This window comes from Clostridium sp. 'White wine YQ' (assembly GCF_028728205.1).
In the GTDB taxonomy this organism is placed as follows: domain Bacteria; phylum Bacillota; class Clostridia; order Clostridiales; family Clostridiaceae; genus Clostridium_T.
In genome coordinates this window covers 292,417-311,149 of sequence record NZ_JAQYUU010000005.1, presented here as the reverse complement: position 1 = coordinate 311,149, position 18,733 = coordinate 292,417, and the positions used below count along the sequence as shown (strand labels likewise).

The following is an 18,733-nucleotide window of genomic DNA, read 5'->3' as shown; positions in this document are numbered from 1 at the left end:
TTAATTTATTTAAATAGAAATACCTAAGAAATGTTTTATAGCAACACCTATGATAAATGCAATGAATGAAACTCCAATACTTATAGAAGCCATTTCAAAAAAACGTTTTTTGAATGGGGCACCTTGTGCAACAGAAATATAGTAATTAAAAGCTGCAATTATTAAAAGGGTTGTAATTACCATTACAATAGTTGCAAGAATATATTGAGAATTATTAAAGATTAAGAATGGTAAAACCAATAAAATTACAGTTACTATATAGGACATGCCTGTATAGGTAGCGGATTTTGCAGCATCTTTTCGCCCTTCAGATCTAGAAGCTAAGTAATCAGAAGAAGCCATAGAAATTGTTGCGGATATACCAGTAACTAGGCCAAGTAATGCTATGATTTTAGTATTTTGAATAGCTAATATTAATCCAGCTAAAGTACCAGTTATTTCAACTAATGCGTCATTTAACCCAAGGACAATAGAGCCAACATATTTAAGTTTTTCTTCATCAAGCATAGCTATGAGCTCGTCCTCATGGCGTTCTTCTTCTTGAAGAATTTTTAATGCTTCTGGTATTTCTTTAGATAAGAGAGCATAGTATTTTGCTGATATTTCCTCGCTTCTTTCCATAAGCTTAATTGCGAAAGTAAAACCTAGTATTTGACTTATTAATGTATACCAAAAAACTTTCAATTTGTTTGGAGAAGTATCTTTGTGTGTATATTTCATCCAAATAGCGCTATGTTTTTTTTCATCATTAGCTATATTTTCAAGTATTTTTTTATTGCTATCTGATTTGATTTTTTTAGCGATGTTATTATAAATATGATACGCAGTGATTTCTTCCTTCTGAACTATTTCTAGTATTTCTTTTGATTCATAAGTTAAGTTTTTTACTTCTTTCATGATATACCCCCAATTTTAAACTTGTATATTTTATTTTCTTTACAAATAAAGAATAACTATTAATCAATAATATATATTTATTATACCATGTTTTGATGCAATTGGAAATGAAGGATAGATGTTACAGAGAATAAAATAAAAAAATGGATAAACTATATAATGAAAAAATAAGGAGGGATATTTATGAATTATAGAAGACATCATTCTGGAGTAAGAGAAGGATTAATACCTACGGCTTTAGGAACTGCAGTAACTGCTGGAGCAATAGCTGCACGTTGTATTGATATGAAGCAGCATCATGGTATGAAAAGAAGAGATGTATTACCAATGGTAGAGACTGCAATTATAGGATTTGGATTAGCACACATAGTATTAGGAGCTATAGATTTATTGCAAGATTAATGGCTATAAACTACTAAAGTTTATTATAAACTTTAGTAGTTTTTTTACTCTTTAGTAATTTATAATATTTTAGGCTCAGGATAACATTAAAAGTTTCCCATAAAAACCTATGGATTCCCCTAAAGAGTAAAAAAGAATTAGTCGCCTGCCAAATTTTCCTCACATGCGTTTGGAAAGGCAGATGCGAGAAAAAAATCGACAGCTCATAATCGCCTTGGCGATTTTTTTGGTATGTTATTAGTACGTATTTATTGACAAACATCTACCTTTATAACAAAATAATAATGTACTTTAAGGAAAAAAATATAAAAGAAAGAGGAATTTCACAAATGATAAAAAATTATTTAATTGAATTGATAGTAACGTGCATACCACAAATGTTTCTAATGGCTATAACAATATATATGATAGCAAATAAAATTTTTGATAAGAAAAAGATACTTATTTCAACAGCAATTATGGGTCCAGTTGGACTTGTTGTCCCTAAGCTTCCAATAAGTTTTGGGATTCATACAATAATTATAATGTGTATCTATATATTTGTATTAATAGTAATTAATAAAATAGAAGTTAGGAAGGCCGTATCCGGTATTTTAATATGTTTATTCATAATAATCATTTCAGAATTTATAAATTTTGCAATATTAGGATCGTTCGGAATAACGCCAGACAAAAAAGAATTTATAACGCAGTTTTATATGATGCCAGCAACACTAATATATATATTAATAAATTTTGCAATATATAAGTTGTTTTATTTAAAAAGAAAAAGTGTTCAAGCCTAGTAATGAAATACTAAAACAATTGTAAAGATGTAAGGGGAGACTATGGGAAATAAGTACAGTGAGAAAAGCATAAAAATAGAAGATATATTATTAATAGTAAAAACGCTAGCATTATTTGCATCAGCCACTGTAATATTCACCAAGTTTTCAATTAAAGTAGATGCATTAAGAGATAAAAGCAGCTTTATACCAGTGATGATTATAATAGCATCTATATTTATAATAGTTTATATAATGTGGCTGATCATGAATTTTAAAAGTAATAATAAACTTATTTTAATGATAGTAAGGTATTTAGAAGGGACAGTCTTTCTATCAATATTTACATCGATTTTGATAATTTCTAACGATAATGTATTTCAATATAAGTTATTATTTTTATTTATAATAATCACTACTACAATTCAATCAGGAATGATACCAGGAATTGAGATGGCAAGTGTAGCCTCGTTTATAATATTAGGCATAGATTTGAAATATGGTTCTCATTTAGTAATTAATACATATTTAGAAAATGATTTAATCATAATTACTACATTTATAGTAACTGCATTAGTATTAGGTTATTATGTAAAAACCGAGAAAGAAAAATTAGCTATTAGAGATGATCAATTACTATCTCTATCCCAAGAAATAAAAGAATATAATAGTAAAAGAAAGTACATAGAAGAGTTACTTATAAATAATGATTTTTGCTATAATAATTTGATTGAGAATTCTAAAAATATAATATTTATTCATAGAAATTTTAACCTAATATTTGCAAATAGAAGTGCTATGGAACTATTTGGCATAGATTCTTATGAAGAGCTACAAGGGAAAAGTTTTCTGGATTTATTTCATGAATCAGATACTATTAAAATAAAAAAAGGTATTAAATCCTTAATGGAGAGAAAAACAAATGAAATAAGGTTTAAAGGAATAATACTATCAAAGGCTAATGGTGAGAAATTAAAAGTTGATGGTAGCTCAACGTATTTCTTTTATGATGGAAGGCCAACAGTATTAAGTATTTATAGAGATATAACATATAAAGAGAAAGCTGAATCCCTACAAAAGGCTGTTAAAGAAAATGAAAGGCTGTTGCAGGAATCTAAAGAATTAAATAACACAATGATTGAAATATTTTCGAATATTTCGCATGAATTTAAAACACCACTTAATGTAATATCATCAGCATCTCAAGTATTAAGTCTGTATGAGAGAAAAGGTGATCCTATAATAGTTAAGAAGCAACAGTATCTAGAGTCAATAAAACAAAATTGTTATAGGCTCACTCGATTAGTTAATAATCTTTTAGAATTGACAAAGGTAGATAAAGGTGCAATTAAATTAAACTTACATAATCATAATATTGTAGTTATTGTAGAGGAGATAATATCATCTATAGTGGCATATGTAGAAAATAGAGGATTGAGTATTATTTTTGATACAGATATAGAAGAAAAATATGTATCCTGCGATGTGGAGAAAATAGAAGCGATTCTGCTAAACTTATTGTCTAACGCAATTAAATTTTCAAAAAGCGGAGATACAATATTCGTGCAAGTGACAGATAATGATGAATATGTTGATATTTCTGTTAAGGATACAGGATTAGGAATTCCTTCAGAAAAGATGGATTTAATATTTGAAAGATTTGGACAAGTAGATAAAACCTTTAGAAGAAATAATGAAGGTACAGGAATAGGTCTATCACTTGTAAAATCATATGTAGAAATGCATCATGGCAGTATTGAGGTTAAAAGTGAATTAAATGTAGGTAGTGAGTTCATAATTAAACTAATAGCTACAAATGACAATAGTATAGGAGAAACCTTTACCTATGAGCCTAGCATCGATATTATTAACATGGAATTTTCAGATATACAGTAAATGTTTAGCTTAAAATCAAAGGTTTATTAAATACCTTTGATTTATTTTTTATAGAATATAAGTAATTAAAATATTTATGGAGGAAAATATGAATATAAAAGATTATTGTTTGACATTTCCTTATTCAGTAGAAGACTATCCTTTTGGCCCAGAGACATTAGTAATGAAGGTAAATAATAAGATATTTGCATTATTAGGGAAAGATGATTCAATTTCATTAAAGTGCAATCCTTTTGCAGCCATAGAATATAGAGAAATGTTTAATGGGGTAAAACCTGGATATCACTTAAACAAGAAATATTGGAATACTGTTAGCTTAAATGATGATGTAAATGAAGAAATGATAAAAGTGATGATAAAAGAATCCTACATTGAAGTAGTAAAGAAATTCCCCAAAAGAGATAGGGAGAAGTATCTTAGTAAATTATAATTATAATACTGCTGGGAGGCATGAGGATGAGACCTTTATTGATTCCAATGAAAGAGGAAGAATTTAAACAAATATGTAAAATTAGAGTTAAAAATATAATGCAAGGTATGGATGATTATATTAATGGAATTTTAGAAATTAATAGTGACTTAGGTGAGAAAAAGACCTTTGAGAATTTTAACTTAAAATATGAAGATAGATTTATTAAGTTTATGGAGAATATCTATGACATAAATAAAGAAACTCCTGTTGTAGTTGATTTATATTTAAAAGATGTTGATCCAGAAGGAATAATTATCATGCTAAATTCATTAGATTATCAGGATCAAATAACTCTTATCAATCATTTGAAAAATATTAAAGGTGACGAGATCTACTTTAAGATAGATTCAAAAGAATTAATTCCATTTATAACAAAACTATCAACAAGAGAATTACATTTTTGTACAATTCATTTTACTAAAATCCCAGTTACAATCTGGGGAAATTATAATTTAGCCTTTCCTATTTTTTGTGAAAAGTTAGAGGATCTAAACTTTTATAAAAATATAGCAGAGGAATTTGGAATTATAATGGTAAAATAAAAATTAAATACGAGCTTTAATTTTTAACTTGAAATTGATTAGTTTTCCCCATGAGGTAGGCTAATTTTATAATTCCTTTTTCTTCTTTTGTCATTTTTCTATTATACATCTTTTCAAATTGCTCTATTAAATGATAATTATCAATTTTGCTCTTTGTATTTCTTCTTTTTGTGTTAGTATTCTTACTATATTTTTTTGAAACAAAATTCCCATTATATATATTAGTAAAGACTTGAGTAGTATAACAAGCATCATTATAAGCATCATGAAATTGATTGATAATAGGGATATCTAATAATGTAATAGCATTATTTAAGCCAATATTAGTACCTTTTGGGCAGTTAAAATGTTTAGAAGAATAATGCTGTATATCTATATATTCTTTAGAAATTAAAGAATCATCTAAATGAAAAAAGTATATATTCCTAAATAATTCTCTAATATCTGCAGTTCCCCATACGCAAAGTATATTTTCATCCTTTCCTATAAAATCGACGAATTCTAAATATATTTCACTAAAAAATTTTGAGTTATTAAGATCTTCAGTTGTTAAAGAAGTCATTTCCTTAATAAAAGAATGAAGATTTTTATATATCTGTGGTTTCACTAACCTATTAAAAGATGAAATAATGTTAAATTCACTATTTAATTTAACTGCACCAATTTGAATGATTTCAAAAGGACAGCTGGGATTGATTGGTGAATCATTATTTCTTGTATATTTATATCCTTGGTTAAATTCTAAATCAAATATTATATAATTCATTATTTCTCCTAAGTTTCATATATATATTAATTGTAGTTAGTATGTAGAAAAATTATAAAAAAATACACCAACATAAATAGCTAAGGAACTATCTTTAACCTTGTACCTTAAAAAATATTTATGTTCTTTCGAATTATTTAGAAGTATAAATTATAAATATTAGGGTGTGTGAAATGCTTAATTGTGGAGAAGTTTTAGATAAAAAATATAAAATAGTAAAGCATCTAGGAAATGGAGGAATGGGGACAGTATATTTATGTAAAGATATTAATTCTGGAGAATTTTATGCAATAAAAGAAATGAAAGAGGATAATGAATTTAAGATAGATGTATTATCAGAAGTTAATATGTTAAATCGATTAGAACATCCGGGGATTCCGAGGGTCACAGACACGTTTTCTACAGATGGAAATTTCTATATGGTTGAAGACTATATAGAGGGATGGACACTAAAAGAATACTTAACCGAAAAAGGAATGGTTGAAACTGAAGAGGCTTGCCATATAATACTAAAATTATGTGATATAGTAGGGTATTTACATAGTTTCAATCCTCCTATTATATATAGAGACTTGAAGCCAACAAATATTATGATAACAAAATATGAGAAAGTAGTATTAATTGATTTCGGAACGACGAAGGATTATAAATACAATAAAAACAGTGATACAGTGGTAATTGGAACAACGGGGTACGCTGCACCTGAGCAATATGGATTTGGACAGTCTTGTATTCAAACTGATATCTATGGAATGGGCGCTATAATGTATTTTCTTTTTACAAGAAAGGAAGTATCAAGAATTTCAGAATTGTTTAAGGATGATAACTATACAAAAGTTGAGCATGAACTTCAAAGAATAATAAAAAAATGTTTGGAATTTGATATTGCTGATAGATATAAGACTATTGATGAATTAAGAAAGGAAATTGACGGATATTTACGTGAAGGTAGATATGAGAAAACATCAATATTAATTAGTTCAAAAGATAATTATAACAAATCAACAAAGAAACCTAGGTTAAGAAAGAATATACTCGGGTTTTTAGTGTTATCAATAGCAGCTTTATTTGTAGTATACTCTTTTTTAAATAATAACACTACTAAAGCAGAAGACAAAAATAATGTAAGTAATCCAGTTGAAGATAGTAGTATAGATACCTTGCCTAAACCTGAGGATAGCCAGCCTATAAAAGAAGATACAGTTATCGACCATAGTGATCAAACAAAAGTTGACGATAATAACATCAATAAAGAAAATAATAATAAAGAAATATATAAGAAGCCGAATAAAAATAAAGGAAAAAATAAAAATAAGCATTAAATATAAGGACTATACTTACCTAAGTTTTACAGTGTAAGTATAGTTTTTTTGTTAATAAGAGTAATTTATAAATTGCTTTGCAATTAACCTAAAAATAGTATAAACTAATAGTAATTATTAAGAAATAATAAAATGGATTATTTCTTGAAAGTTGTTAATAGGTAATAGAATTTATTAAAAAGGTTGATTGTGGAGGGTTAATTATGAAAGGGACAGTAGTGAGAACATGGATGAAAACATGTAGAAGACTTTATAATGACGAATGTGTGGATAGAGCATTAGAGTTAGCTGGGTTTTCAAAAGATAAAGTTTTTTCACCATTAGAGGATGTTGATGATAGGAACATTAACAAAATAATACAAGAAATAGCAAAAGCTAATAATCTTACAATTTCAAATTTATGGAGAACAATAGGCATAGATAATGTAAAAAGTTTTACAGGTGATTATCCAGCTTTTTTTAAACATGAAAACTTATATACATTTTTAAAATCAATGTATGATGTGCATGTAATAGTAGTTAAGAGGATTCCAGGGGCAAAGCCGCCACTTTTAGATCTTAAACCGATATCAAAGAGACAAGCTGTTTTTGAGTACTCTTCTAAGAGAGGTATGTTTGATTATTTTCTAGGAATGCTAGAAGGAGCCGGTAATCATTTTAATGAGAAATTAATTGTTGAAGAGATATCTAAGACAGAAGATAACTTGAAATTAAAACTCACATTTGAAAAAGACATATATGCAAAGAAAAAATATGGACTTAACAAATTCATATCTTTAGGCTTTATAAGAAATATAGGAGTAAAAGTTTCTTTACTTACTACAGTAATTGTAGCAATAATAAATATTGCCGTTTATTTTACTAATAAAGATTTACTTATATATAGTTCTATAATAAGTGGATTTATTGGAACACTTATTGCAAATAATCTATTACATAAACCAATGCACGCAATAATAGAGGGCTTAAATAAACTTAAGGATAATAATTATGTAGATGATTTACTGATTGAAACAGGGGATTTCTATGAAGAATTATATAATTCAATAAGAGAATACAAGGACATAGTTACAAAAGACTTTGTGGGATTTAAGGGTGTAACAGATGAAATCAATACCTTTAGTTCAGAAGTAGGTAATATAGCAAATAAGATGGGAAATACTTCTGGTGAAATAGGTGGGGTTGTAGAACAGGTAGCAAATGCAGCCATACTACAAACAGCAGAAATTGAAGCGTCTGTATCCATGCTAAGAGATAGTGTAAAGTCAATTGTATCTGTAACTGCAAAGGAGCATGAAAATAAAGGTGAACTAGAAAAAGCAGTTGTAAAAATTAAAGATAGTTATGAAAATACAAGAAATACTTCTGATAAATTAAATAATGTTCTTGAGGGATTTGGAAGTGTTAAAAGTAATAGTTTAGAGCTTCAAAATAGAGCTCGTGGAATTACTCAAATAGTTTCATTAGTATCTTCAATTGCAGAACAAACCAATTTACTTGCGCTAAATGCATCAATTGAGGCAGCAAGAGCAGGTGAGTCAGGCAAGGGATTTGCAGTTGTAGCTGATGAGGTAAGAAAGCTTGCAGAACAATCCCAGGAAGCAGTAAATAATATTACTGGAGGATTAAGTGAGTTTATAGGTGAAGTAGATAATATAGTTGGTGATATTGCAAAACAATTTGACATTTTGAAACAGGAAAATGAAAAGTTAAATACAGCAGTAACATATAGTAGTAGTGCAAACGACACAATAAACGCAGTTGCTAGTAAAATGATAGAAACATCAAATAGGTTAGAAGAAGAAACTAAGGCAATGACTAAAGTTTATGATAAGATAGAATCTCTAGTGTCTATAGCAGAAGAAAATACAGCTGCATCAGAAGAAGTAAGTGCAAGTGTTCAGATATATACTGATGACATCTCCAAACTTACAGAGAGTATAAAAGAATTTAAGAAGCTTACATATCAATTTAATGAAGATTTGGACAAGTATAAGATATAATAATAATCCCCATGATTTCTATCATGGGGATTATTATTATAATTTAAATTTAGATGCCAATTTATTTAAGTTTTCAGCCAGTATAGCTTGAGATTGAGCAGCTTTAGCTATTTCTTCAATAGCAAAGGTAGTTTCGCTAATACTGTTCATTATTTCATCAGAACCAGCAGCAGATTCCTCAGCTGTTGCAGCAACAGTCTCGATTGCGGAGGTAACTTGATCGATAGTTTCAGACATTGTTTTACTACCAGATGCAATTTGTTCGGAAATTCCAGCTATGAATTCAGCGTCTAATTCATACTGCTTTCCTGTTTCCATAAGCAATTTATAGGTTGGTTGAACGTAGTTTGTCATGAAATCAAGCATGCTTTGTCCACTAATAGATAGGTTGTTTACAGCAACATCAATCTTTGTAACCATTTCTTGAATATTCTTTACAGATTCCGCAGATTCTTCAGCTAATTTTCTAACTTCATCCGCAACGACAGCAAAGCCTTTTCCAGTTTCACCAGCTCTAGCAGCTTCGATAGCAGCATTTAAGGCAAGAAGGTTAGTTTGCTCAGCAATATCACCTATAGATGAAGCTAATTCTTTTATTTCATTAACAACCTTGCTCTCTCTGATGGCATTGTTAATATCTTCTTCTTGCTTTTTATAAATTTCATTTCCTTCTGTTATTGCTTTAGATGCTTTCTCTTTAATGTTTAAGGCTCTAGATTCAATGGCTTTTACAGAGGCTAAAGCCTCATTAGCTTTATCAGCTAAGGAGTATGTAGTATCTCCTATTTGTTCAGAGGAAGCATTTATTTCTTCAGTTGTGGCACTAAGATCTTGGGCACCTTTAGCGATATCCATAGTGGACTCATTTACTGTAAGCATTTTAGAGGATATTTCCTGCATAGTAGCTGACAACTCTTCACTAGAAGAACTTATATTTTGAGAACTTGATAATAACTCAGAGATCAAATACTTTGTGTTTTGTACTGCATTATTTAAGGAATTAGAAAGCATTCCAATCTCGTCATTTGAAGTAACTTCAATTGAATGAGAAAGGTCACCATCTCCTAATGCATGTGCGAAGGCTTCTACCTTCTTTAATCTTCTTGATATGCTGCTAGATACTAAAATTCCACAGATTAGAGCAAATAAAAGACCTATAATTGTTGAAACTACAATTAAGACGTTTGATTTTTTAGAAACATCTATGTTAGATTTATTAGCATTTGCAGCCTGAGATACATTATATTGAATAAGCTGATCAAGAATATCAGCCATATTATTTCTGATTTTTGCAGAATCTTGTAAAGCGGGTATCGCTTCATCATACTTTTTTTCTTCAACAAGTTTGACTACCTTATCTCTAGCGTCTCTATATTGAGCAAGTATATTATTATAATCATTTAATAAATTCTTTTCAGTTGTATCTAAATTGAGTTTTCCAAACTTATCTAACAATGTATTGTTTTGAGTTTTTAGCTTGTCCATAAGATCCTTTGTTTCTGCAAGCTTACTGCTATCCTTGGAATAAACTAAAAGATAGAATTGGCTTTGGAGCTGCAAGGAGTTGCCTTTTATGGTATTTAAGGCATCTAAAGATTGTAAGCTATTTTCGTACATAGAAGTAGCACTATTAGATATTTTTTTCATATCTTGCATTCCAACTAAACCAACTTCAGCAATGAATAGTGATACTAGGATGAAACTTAATATAAGTTTGTGTGAGATTTTTGAGTTTTTTAATAATTTCATGATGTACCTCCTAAACTAATAATTCTTAGTTACTTCTTTCCAATATGGATTCCAGTATTTATTAAAGTACTCCAAACTTTGAGTACCATTGGAACTGATTATATCAATAGCAAGAGATTTAATTAGTGTGTTAAAAAGATCAATATGTTTGTCTAAATCATAATCTTTTAGAATATCTTGTTTAATACCAGTTATTAATATAGGCTTTACCTTTTCTATAACTTGAGAATATTTTTCTGTAGAAATGTGATTAATTTTCTCCTTTAAGTTATAGGGGGGGAACATGAAGTTACGCAATAAAAGTTTTGAATTGCAGTGAGCTTGTCTATCATAATTTACATAAAAAGCATATACATTATAAAGTTGGGATTCTACAGAGTCATATCGATGATTGTTAATAGCCTCTTGTATACAATCAATAAAGTCATCCCAAATATTTGATAATAGCGCAAAAAGAAGCTCTTGTTTTGATTTAAAGTGAGCGTATAAAGCACCAGGTGTTATATTTAATGAGCTAGTAATATCCCTGACAGAAGTGCCATCAAAGCCATGTTCACAGAAAAGTACTTTTGCGACTTGTAGTATTTTATCCAAGGTTGTAACCACCCTTCTAAACGAATGTTCATTAACACAATGTTAACATAAATTTTAACAAGATTCAATTTATTTCGACAAAAAATAACTATTTTTACTAGGGCTCAAAATTGGGTTTGTGGAATTATTTTAATTAAAAATAAAAAAATGGAAATATGGCTAATAAGACTTATATAAAATTAAAGAATATAATAATTTACTATTTATAATAAAGACGGTTGATGATAAAATTACTTAGGTATATGAAAAGCTTACTAACATTGAATTGGAGTTTATATTATGAATAATAACAATATGGAAATGATGAAGAAATTAATAGAAGAAAAAAAGAAAAAAGGTTTAGAGAAAAATAGTGCTAATAGGGCTCATAAATCAATAGGTCAAAAGAGAAATGGTAGAAGTAATAAAAATGGTGGCGGACTTTTTGATAAGTAGAATAAGAGAATACTGCCTAAATAAGAAATTTAAATAATTTCTTATTGACAAAATAGACAGACTGGTCTAATATTTAATTAGATAAAAATTTAACAAGGAGGGGAAGGCATGGCTAAAAATACAAAAGGGGAACAATCTAAGAATAAATTAATTGAATGTGCTGCTGAGCTATTTATGAAAAATGGATATAATGCAACAGGGATTAATGATATCTTAGCCCTAGCTGAATTACCTAAGGGATCATTTTACTTTCACTTTTCTAGCAAAAAGAACTTGGCAATAGAAGTTTCTTATTATTTTGATAGAAAAATAAATGAATGGATTATAGCAACTTCTAAAGGAAAGAAGTGGGATGAATTTATAACAGAACTAATACAACAAATGATAAGTGGTGCGGAACAAAATAAGCATTATGGATGTCCTTTTGCAGTATTAGGGTTAGAGATAGCATTTTCAGAACCAGATATCTCAGAATATTATAATAAGTCAATAAAAAAGTTAATTAGTGCTTTTAAAGATATATTTGAATTTTCTGGTATTGAGTCAGATGCCTCCGAAGAAATTGCTCATAAAGTTTTCGCAATTTATGAAGGATATTTAGTTTATTACAGAATAAGCAAAGATGTAGATGTTTTAAAAAGAATGCTAAAAGATTTAATTAATGTATACATAAATTATAAAGAGGTGAAGGTATGAAGGAAGCAATAAGAAATTATATTAAAAGTCTAGGAGTCGATGATGTAGGTTTTGCAGCAGTCGCCGATTATGTAAGTCCCAACACGCCAAAGATAGAATCTTTTTTCCCTAAAGCAAAGTCCATGATAGTAATGGCTTATAGAGAATTATCCACTTGCGAAAGCTTGGATCCGCAACTAGCAATGAATGGGAGACTAGATAAAAAGGATGTAATGAGAGCTGATGCATATAAAATATGTCATTATTTAGAGGATGAGTTCAATGCAAAGCTTGTATCTATCCCAGAATCCTTTCCTAGGGGAGGGACCTCAGCAGTGTCTCTTAGACATGCAGCAGTAGCAGCTGGACTAGGAAACTTCGGAAGGCATAACCTTGTGATTCATCCAGAGTTTGGCACTAGAGTTACATTTACAGCAATAGTTACAAATTTAGAATTAGAATCAGATGAAAAAATAGAAGAAAACTTTTGCAATAATTGTGGAATATGTGTAAAGAATTGCCCAGCTAAAGCCTTAGATGAAGAAGGAAAAACTGATATTTTTAAATGTATGAAGTCATCTCAACCATTTTCATTTATAGCTTATCTATCTTTTTTAGATAAATATATAGAAGCTGATAAAGAGAAGAGACAAGCTATGGCTATGGAATTTTTCCCTTATTATCAAGCGAATGCCTTTATAACACAATATTATTGTTTTAATTGTCTTAAACTTTGCCCAGCGCGTAGAAGAAGTAAGTAGTTTAAATTAAAGAATTTAAACTAAATTTTTAAATAAAAAATAAACAAACCGGTCTATTAATAATTGTTAAAAAAATAACTAAGAATAATATTATTTTAGGAGGAATTTGAAATGAAGGATGTAGTAATAGTAAGCGCAGTAAGAACTGCAATAGGAGCTTATGGTAAAACTTTAAAAGATGTACCTGCAGTAGATTTAGGAGCCATAGTAATAAAAGAAGCTGTGAAAAGAGCAGGAATTAATCCTAAAGATGTTAATGAAGTGATTTTTGGGAATGTTCTTCAAGCAGGACTAGGACAAAATCCAGCTAGACAAGCAGCCATAAAAGGTGGATTACCAGTAGAAGTACCAGCATTAACAATTAATAAAGTTTGTGGTTCAGGCTTAAGAAGTATAAGTTTAGCAGCTCAGATTATTAAGTCAGGAGATGCTGATATAATTATTGCTGGTGGAATGGAGAATATGTCAAGAGCGCCATATTTAGCTGAGAATGCTAGATGGGGCTATAGAATGGGACACTCAGAGTTAGTTGATGAAATGATAAGAGATGGGTTATGGGATGCCTTCAATGATTATCATATGGGGGTAACTGCTGAAAATGTAGCAGAAAGATGGAATGTTTCAAGAAAGGAGCAAGATGAGTTCTCTCTTTTATCTCAACAAAAAGCAGAAAAAGCCATAAAAGAAGGACGTTTCAAAGACGAAATAGTTCCAGTAGTTATCAAGACAAAAAAGGGAGAAATTGTTTTTGATACTGATGAATTCCCAAGGTTCGGAAATAGCATGGAAGCACTGAATAAATTAAAACCAATATTTAAAGTAGATGGAAGTGTTACTGCAGGAAATGCATCAGGAATAAATGATGGAGCAGCAGCATTAGTAATAATGAGTGCTGAAAAGGCAAAGGAACTAAAGTTAAAGCCTCTTGCTAAAATAAGTGGATATGATTCAGCAGGTTTAGATCCTTCTATAATGGGATATGGAGCATTTCATGCTACAAAAGGTGTACTAGATAAGTTGAATTTAAAGTCTGAGGACTTAGATTTAGTTGAAGCAAATGAAGCATATGCATCACAAAGTATAGCAATAGCTAAAGATTTGAATTTAGATTTGAGCAGGGTAAATGTTAACGGAGGAGCTATTGCTCTTGGTCATCCAATAGGTGCTTCAGGTGCTAGAATAGTGGTTACATTACTGCATGAAATGCAAAAAAGAGATGCAAAAAGAGGGCTAGCTACCTTATGTATAGGCGGAGGACAAGGAACTGCATTGGTGGTTGAAAGAGATTAATTTAGTTATATTATAAGTGTATCCGATAAATTTAATTAGAATATAAATAAGGGGCTGTTGCATTATGCAATAGCCCCTTATTTGGGAGAAAATTAAGCTGCTTTTTTTCTTGTTGCTATGTCAACTCTTACAGCTATAAGAAGTATTAAGCCTTTAATTATATATTGATAAGTTAAATCTACATTCATTAAACTCATTCCATTATTTAAGGTTGCCATAACGAGAGCACCAATCATTGCTCCCATAACAGAACCTTCACCACCCATGGCACTAGCACCACCGATATAGCAAGCAGCAATGGCATCTAGTTCGAATAAGTTACCTGCAGATGCAGTAGCTGAGTCAAGTCTACCAGTAAATACGATACCAGCAACTGCTGATAAGAATCCCATTATTACAAATATAAGCATTGTTACTTTTTGGATGTTGATACCAGAAAGTTTAGATGCTTCTTTATTTCCACCTATAGCGTATACATAACGACCAAGAGTAGTTTTGGTAGTTATGAAGGAGAATAGAAGTACAAGTCCAAGAACTAATACAATACTATAAGGAATACCTCTATAACTAATCATAATTAAGAATAGTAAGGCTATCATAGCTGATACTGCTGTTAGCTTTGCTATTTCTAGTGGAAGAGGAAGAACTTTAAAGTTATATTTAGTTACTCTTATCTTTCTCTTTCTAATTTCAAGGAATAAGTATGCAACTATGATTAATATTCCAAGAGCTATAGTAGTATCATTTAGATTATCTGAAATCTTAGGTAGATATCCTTGTCCGATTGCCTTAAAAGCAGGTTTGGTTGGCGCAATAGTTTGACCTTTAGTTACAGCCATAACACCACCTCTGAAGATCATCATACCACCAAGAGTAACGATAAAAGCAGGAACACCTTGGTATGATACCCAGAAACCTTGCCAAACACCAACAGCAATACCAACTAAGATAGTAACTACTATAGTTGGGGCTGTTTCCCATCCATATTTAACTTGTAATAGTGCAGCTATTGCACCAGTGAATCCAGCTACTGAACCGACAGAAAGATCTATGTGCCCAGCTATTATTATAAGTACCATACCACAAGCAAGTATTGCAGTAGTAGCAGTTTGAAGTAATAAGTTTGATAAATTTCTAGAAGTTAAGAATGTTCCATCAGTTAGGAATGTGAATATCAAACTTATAGCAATTAATGCTATAAACATTGTGTATTGTCTTAGATTAGTTTTCATAGATTTTTTTAGTACGGATAATATGGAACCTTCATTTGTAACCTTGGTTTTATTTTCAGTTTGAATATCTGACATATTTATTTACCTCCTGTTGCGTAATGCATTACTTTTTCTTGAGATGCTTCTTTCCAGTCGATTTCGCCTGTGAATTTACCTCTGTTCATGACTATAATTCTATCACTCATTCCTAATATTTCAGGAAGTTCTGAGGAGATCATTATTACAGAAACTCCTTTATCCACTAATTGGTTCATTATGTTATATATTTCAAATTTAGCACCAACGTCTATACCTCTTGTTGGTTCATCAAGTATAAGCACCTTAGGATTGGTCATTAGCCATTTGGCTATAGCAACCTTTTGTTGATTTCCACCACTTAGATTTTCAACCTTTTGTTCTATGGATGGAGTTTTGATATTTAAAGCTTTAACGTATGAGCTTGTTGCATTAATTTCTTCATTTGAGTTTATAACTCCAGAATGGCTTATGCCATTAAGACTAGAAATAGAAGTATTATTCATTATGTCCATCATTAAAATAAGGCCTTTTCCTTTTCTATCCTCAGATAGATAACTGATTCCGTTTGATATGGCATCTCTAGGATTTTTTATAGTAACCTTTTTACCCTCAACAAATATTTCTCCTACAGCATTAACACCATAGGCTCCAATAAGGCTCATTATAAATTCAGTTCTACCAGAACCCATTAGTCCAGCAATACCTAAAATTTCACCTTTTCTTGCCTTCATGCTAACATTATTTATGACTTCCTTATCAGGTATTTCAGGATTGTAAACTGTCCAATTTTTAATTTCTAGAACTACTTCCCCTGGAGTATGTTCTTTTCTAGGGAAACGTTGTGTTAATTGTCTTCCAACCATATGAGTAATTATTTTATCCTCAGTAAGTTTTTCATCTGGATTATGCATATCATTTGTGCACACTGTTTTACCATCTCTTATGATGGTAACAGTATCAGCTATATCAATGACTTCCTCCAGTTTGTGAGAAATGTAAATACAAGTTACACCTTTAGAACGCAGCTCTTTTAGTATAGTAAGAAGGTTTTTTGAATCTGTTTCATTTAAAGCTGCAGTAGGTTCATCAAGAATCAATATTTCAACATTCTTAGAAAGAGCTTTAGCAATTTCAATTAATTGTTGTTTTCCAATTCCTAGCTCGATAACCTTAGTATCAGGATTATCTTCTAGTTTTACTTCCTTCAATATCTTTTCTGCTGACATATAAGTTTTATCCCAATCAATAATACCGTTAGAATTAAATTCATTACCTAAAAATATGTTCTCAGCTATGCTTAAATATTTTACTAAAGTAAGCTCTTGGTAAATTATTGCAATACCAACTTTTTCACTGTCTTTTATATTCTCAAAGCTTTGAGTATTTCCTTTTACTAATATCTCTCCAGTATAGCTATTATGAGGGTAAACACCACTTAATATTTTCATTAATGTAGATTTACCAGCTCCATTTTCTCCAACGAGAGCATGGATTTCACCTTTTTTAACTTTAAAACATACATCATCCAGAGCTTTTACACCAGGGAATTCCTTCGTAATATGATTCATCTCTAGAATAAATTGATCCATAAATTATTGCCTCCCCGTCTGATTTTTCAAAACAGGGGGTATTACTAAACCCCCTGTTTAAAGCTTTTTATCTATTTTTTATAAACATCATCTTTCTTTAAGTAACCACTGTCTATAAGAACTTTGTCTAAGTTGTCTTTATCAACTACTTGAGCAGCAAGAAGTGAAGAAGGAACATCCATTTTACCATTGTTAACTTTTCCGTTAGATTCAACTGATTCACCTTTTGCAAATTTGATAGCTGCATCTATAGCTGCTTTACCTAATTCTCTAGTATCTTTGAAGATAGTCATTGATTGAGTACCTTGAACTATTCTTTGAGCAGCAGTAAGTTCTGAGTCTTGTCCAGTTACAGGAATTTTTCCAGCTAATCCTTGAGCAGAAAGAGCTTGGATTGCAGCACCTGCAGTACCATCATTTGGTGCAAGTATAGCATCTACTTTATTACTATTTGCAGTTAATGAGTTTTCTACAATTTTAAGTGCATTTGTAGGTTCCCAGTTATCTACTGCTAAATCAGTAACAACTTTTATATCTCCTTTATCAACTAAAGGTTGGATATATTTCATAGCACCTTTCTTAAATAGAGTTGCGTTATTATCTGTTGGAGCACCAGCCATTACGATGTAATTTCCTTTTGGAGCTTTTTTAGTGATATATTCTCCTTGAAGTTCTCCAACCTTTTCATTATCAAATGACATATATAAATCTAGGTCACAGTTAGCTATTAATCTATCGTAGGATATAACTTTTATTCCAGCAGCATGTGCTTTTTCAACACTTTGTGCAGAAGCAGAAGCATCAGCAGGAGCAAGAACTAAAACGTCTATTCCTTGAGATATTAAGTTTTCTACTTGAGATGCTTGTTGAGCAACATCAGTATCAGCTACTTGGATTTTTAAATCAACACCCTTTTCTTTTGCGTAAGCTTCCATAGTTTCTTTATCTCTTACCCATCTTTCTTCTCTTTGAGTTGGTAAGGAAACTCCGATAACTAATTTCTTGTCACTAGATGTAGTAGCGGCTTTCTTTCCGCAACCAGCAAATAGAGAAGCTGCCATAATACCAGTCATTAGTAATGCGCACACTTTAATTTTTTTCATAAATTTAATCCTCCTTAAATTTGTAAACGATTGTACATATAGATATTAATATTTTTTAAAGAGAAAAACCCTACACATAATTATCAAGGAAATTAAATTAATTAACTTTTGTAATTTTTTGAAAATAAAGACAAGCACTTTTTTGCGCTAATCTATATTTTTTTGATATATATATGATTTTTTTATGTAATAAAAAAATAACCTAAAGTTTAATATAATAAAC

At 30.2% G+C, this 18,733-nt stretch carries 18 protein-coding genes; 11 read left to right on the top strand and 7 right to left on the bottom strand.

Annotated features, from left to right (window positions below; translation table 11 throughout):
- Positions 1–9: 9 nt before the first annotated feature.
- Positions 10–897 carry a VIT1/CCC1 transporter family protein gene (locus tag PTZ02_RS15645; RefSeq protein WP_274228731.1) on the bottom strand — a complete coding sequence of 296 codons (888 nt, stop codon included), beginning with the start codon at positions 895–897 and terminating at the stop codon, positions 10–12.
- Between the two features lie 183 nt (positions 898–1,080).
- Here PTZ02_RS15645 and PTZ02_RS15640 point away from each other — a divergent pair, with 183 nt between their 5' ends.
- The 5 genes from PTZ02_RS15640 to PTZ02_RS15620 all read left to right on the top strand — a co-directional run bounded on the left by PTZ02_RS15640 (position 1,081) and on the right by PTZ02_RS15620 (position 4,973).
- Entirely contained in the window at positions 1,081–1,299 is a 219-nt protein-coding gene (locus tag PTZ02_RS15640; RefSeq protein ID WP_274228730.1) for an asparagine synthase, read from the top strand.
- Positions 1,300–1,628: 329 nt separating this feature from the next.
- Positions 1,629–2,084, top strand: a complete 456-nt coding sequence (locus PTZ02_RS15635) for a hypothetical protein (protein ID WP_274228729.1) — start codon at positions 1,629–1,631, stop codon at positions 2,082–2,084.
- A gap of 42 nt (positions 2,085–2,126) precedes the next feature.
- Entirely contained in the window at positions 2,127–3,959 is a 1,833-nt protein-coding gene (locus tag PTZ02_RS15630; RefSeq protein ID WP_274228728.1) for a sensor histidine kinase, read from the top strand.
- A gap of 88 nt (positions 3,960–4,047) precedes the next feature.
- Positions 4,048–4,389 (top strand): MmcQ/YjbR family DNA-binding protein, encoded by a 342-nt coding sequence (locus PTZ02_RS15625; protein ID WP_274228727.1) that lies wholly within the window; start codon positions 4,048–4,050, stop codon positions 4,387–4,389.
- 26 nt (positions 4,390–4,415) lie between these two features.
- Positions 4,416–4,973, top strand: coding sequence for a hypothetical protein (locus PTZ02_RS15620; RefSeq protein WP_274228726.1), 558 nt, complete (start codon positions 4,416–4,418; stop codon positions 4,971–4,973).
- Between the two features lie 16 nt (positions 4,974–4,989).
- Here PTZ02_RS15620 and PTZ02_RS15615 read toward each other — a convergent pair whose 3' ends face one another.
- Entirely contained in the window at positions 4,990–5,739 is a 750-nt protein-coding gene (locus PTZ02_RS15615) for a 3'-5' exonuclease (RefSeq protein WP_274228725.1), read from the bottom strand.
- Positions 5,740–5,912: 173 nt separating this feature from the next.
- Between PTZ02_RS15615 and PTZ02_RS15610 the strand changes: the two genes are divergently transcribed.
- Together PTZ02_RS15610 and PTZ02_RS15605 are read left to right on the top strand one after the other, a co-directional pair.
- Positions 5,913–7,061: a serine/threonine-protein kinase gene (locus PTZ02_RS15610; RefSeq protein WP_274228724.1), complete on the top strand. Its 1,149-nt coding sequence runs from the start codon at positions 5,913–5,915 to the stop codon at positions 7,059–7,061.
- 203 nt (positions 7,062–7,264) lie between these two features.
- Entirely contained in the window at positions 7,265–9,064 is a 1,800-nt protein-coding gene (locus tag PTZ02_RS15605; RefSeq protein ID WP_274228723.1) for a heme NO-binding domain-containing protein, read from the top strand.
- A 36-nt stretch (positions 9,065–9,100) separates the two neighbouring features.
- Here the strand turns inward: PTZ02_RS15605 and PTZ02_RS15600 are convergent, their stop codons facing one another.
- Positions 9,101–10,813 carry a methyl-accepting chemotaxis protein gene (locus PTZ02_RS15600; RefSeq protein ID WP_274228722.1) on the bottom strand — a complete coding sequence of 571 codons (1,713 nt, stop codon included), beginning with the start codon at positions 10,811–10,813 and terminating at the stop codon, positions 9,101–9,103.
- Positions 10,814–10,828: 15 nt separating this feature from the next.
- A complete protein-coding gene (locus tag PTZ02_RS15595; RefSeq protein ID WP_274228721.1) occupies positions 10,829–11,407 on the bottom strand; it encodes a TetR/AcrR family transcriptional regulator in 579 nt (192 codons plus the stop codon).
- 279 nt (positions 11,408–11,686) lie between these two features.
- On the opposite strand from PTZ02_RS15595, the gene PTZ02_RS15590 reads away from it, so the two are divergent.
- The 4 genes from PTZ02_RS15590 (at position 11,687) to PTZ02_RS15575 (ending at position 14,568) form a co-directional block, all read left to right on the top strand.
- The gene (locus PTZ02_RS15590; protein ID WP_274228720.1) at positions 11,687–11,842 is read left to right on the top strand and encodes a hypothetical protein; all 156 of its coding nucleotides are present in this window, start codon (positions 11,687–11,689) and stop codon (positions 11,840–11,842) included.
- Between the two features lie 108 nt (positions 11,843–11,950).
- On the top strand, positions 11,951–12,538 hold the full coding sequence (locus tag PTZ02_RS15585; RefSeq protein WP_274228719.1) for a TetR/AcrR family transcriptional regulator: 588 nt from the start codon (positions 11,951–11,953) through the stop codon (positions 12,536–12,538).
- Positions 12,535–13,278 carry a 4Fe-4S binding protein gene (locus PTZ02_RS15580; protein ID WP_274228718.1) on the top strand — a complete coding sequence of 248 codons (744 nt, stop codon included), beginning with the start codon at positions 12,535–12,537 and terminating at the stop codon, positions 13,276–13,278. Before PTZ02_RS15585 ends, PTZ02_RS15580 begins: the two co-directional genes overlap by 4 nt.
- 111 nt (positions 13,279–13,389) lie before the next feature.
- Positions 13,390–14,568 (top strand): acetyl-CoA C-acetyltransferase, encoded by a 1,179-nt coding sequence (locus PTZ02_RS15575; protein ID WP_274228717.1) that lies wholly within the window; start codon positions 13,390–13,392, stop codon positions 14,566–14,568.
- Between the two features lie 92 nt (positions 14,569–14,660).
- On the opposite strand, the gene mmsB is transcribed toward PTZ02_RS15575, so the two are convergent.
- The 3 genes from mmsB to PTZ02_RS15560 all read right to left on the bottom strand — a co-directional run bounded on the left by mmsB (position 14,661) and on the right by PTZ02_RS15560 (position 18,510).
- Complete coding sequence (mmsB, locus tag PTZ02_RS15570; protein WP_274228716.1) at positions 14,661–15,875, bottom strand: multiple monosaccharide ABC transporter permease; 1,215 nt, start codon at positions 15,873–15,875, stop codon at positions 14,661–14,663.
- A 2-nt stretch (positions 15,876–15,877) separates the two neighbouring features.
- Positions 15,878–17,407, bottom strand: a complete 1,530-nt coding sequence (locus PTZ02_RS15565) for a xylose ABC transporter ATP-binding protein (protein ID WP_274228715.1) — start codon at positions 17,405–17,407, stop codon at positions 15,878–15,880.
- A 71-nt stretch (positions 17,408–17,478) separates the two neighbouring features.
- On the bottom strand, positions 17,479–18,510 hold the full coding sequence (locus PTZ02_RS15560) for a sugar ABC transporter substrate-binding protein (protein ID WP_274228714.1): 1,032 nt from the start codon (positions 18,508–18,510) through the stop codon (positions 17,479–17,481).
- Between the last annotated feature and the right edge of the window lie 223 nt (positions 18,511–18,733).